At 65.4% G+C, this 1,551-nt stretch carries 1 protein-coding gene; it reads right to left on the reverse strand.

Features of this window, described 5'->3' with window-relative positions; translation table 11 throughout:
- Positions 1–283: 283 nt before the first annotated feature.
- Positions 284–1,453, reverse strand: a complete 1,170-nt coding sequence (locus tag RMO97_RS15280; protein WP_310541902.1) for an acetyl-CoA C-acyltransferase — start codon at positions 1,451–1,453, stop codon at positions 284–286.
- Positions 1,454–1,551 lie beyond the last annotated feature (98 nt).

The raw sequence follows: 1,551 nt of genomic DNA on the forward strand, positions 1-1,551 counted from the left end.
GGCGGGGTTTGAAGGCGTGTCGGTGGTGGGAAACTACGACCGGTCACGCGGGGTGAGGAGTTCCGACCGTGGCTGGACGTTTGAGGCGGTGAAACCCTTCCTTTCCCGCGCAGCGGGAGAGGGGGACCGCGCCCCGTAGAGGGCGTGGTGGAGAGGGAAAGCCTCAAGCTCTGAATCAGAAAAGGGCTGCCGCAGGCTCGGCGCCTGTGGCTCGCCCTCTCCACCACCCGCTCTTCGGCGGGTGGTCCCCCTCTCCCGCCGCAGGCGAGAGAGGAAGGGTTGCCTAGTAGATCTCGAACAGGCCGGCGCCGCCTTGGCCGCCGCCGATGCACATGGTGACCACGCCCCACTTGGCTTTGCGGCGACGGCCTTCCTGCAGGATGTGGCCGGTCAGGCGCGCGCCGGTCATGCCGAAGGGGTGGCCGATGGAGATGGAGCCGCCGTTGACGTTATATTTCTCCGGGTCGATGCCCATCTTGTCGCGGCTGTAGAGGCACTGTGACGCGAAGGCCTCGTTCAGTTCCCACAAGTCGATGTCGTCCACCTTCAGGCCCTGGCGCGCCAGCAGCTTGGGGATGGCGAACACCGGGCCGATGCCCATTTCGTCAGGCTCGCAGCCGGCCACGGCCCACGACACGAAGCGACCCATAGGCTCCAGACCGCGACGCTCGGCCTCCTTGGCTTCCATCAGCACCACCATGGCGGCGCCGTCGGACAGCTGGCTGGCGTTGCCGGCGGTGACGAAGTTGCCTTCGCCCTTGACCGGGGCCAGCTTGGAGAGACCCTCCATCGTGGTGTCGGGGCGATTGCACTCGTCCTTGTCCACCACGTAGTCGACGATAGACTCTTCCTTTGTCTCCTTGTTGACCACCTTCATCTTGGTCTTCATCGGGACGATCTCGTCCTTGAACTTGTTCGCCTGCTGGGCGGCGGCCATGCGCCGCTGGCTCTCCAGCGAGAACGCGTCCTGGTATTCGCGGCTGAGGCCGTAACGCTTGGCGACCACATCGGCGGTGTCGATCATCGCCATGAAGATGTCCGGCGCGATCTTCATCAGGTCGGGATCGATGGCTTCGCGGGGCATGCCGCCGCCGGGGATCGAGATGCTCTCGACGCCGCCGGCCACGACGCAGTCGGCGCCGTCGCCGCGGATATGGTTGGCGGCCATGGCGATGGTTTGCAGGCCCGACGAGCAGAAGCGGTTGACTGTGACGCCGGCGGTGGTCACCGGCATGCCGGCCAGCAGGGCGGCCTGACGACCGATATTGGCGGCGCCGTGACTGTTGTTGCCCATGTAGCAGTCTTCGACGAAGTCGGCCTCGACGCCGGAGCGTTCAACCGCGTGCTTGATGGCGTGCGCGGCCATCGACATCGGCGGCGTGATGTTGAAACCCCCGCGACCGGACTTGGCCAGCCCCGTGCGGGCGTAGGAAACGATAACAGCTTCGCGCATTTGAATAGATCCTCCCGGGATGTGCGTTCAGGGGCTGCTTAAAGCCCCGAAACCCGTCGGCGGCAACCTTTGCATCGCGGGATGGAAATGGCTAGGGA

This window comes from Phenylobacterium sp., assembly GCF_031425575.1.
Lineage (GTDB): Bacteria > Pseudomonadota > Alphaproteobacteria > Caulobacterales > Caulobacteraceae > Phenylobacterium.

Coding starts and splice junctions, on each gene's coding strand:
- RMO97_RS15280 (WP_310541902.1), bottom strand. CDS start 1,453: ATGCGCGAAGCTGTTATCGTTTCCTACGCCCGCACGGGGCTGGCCAAG.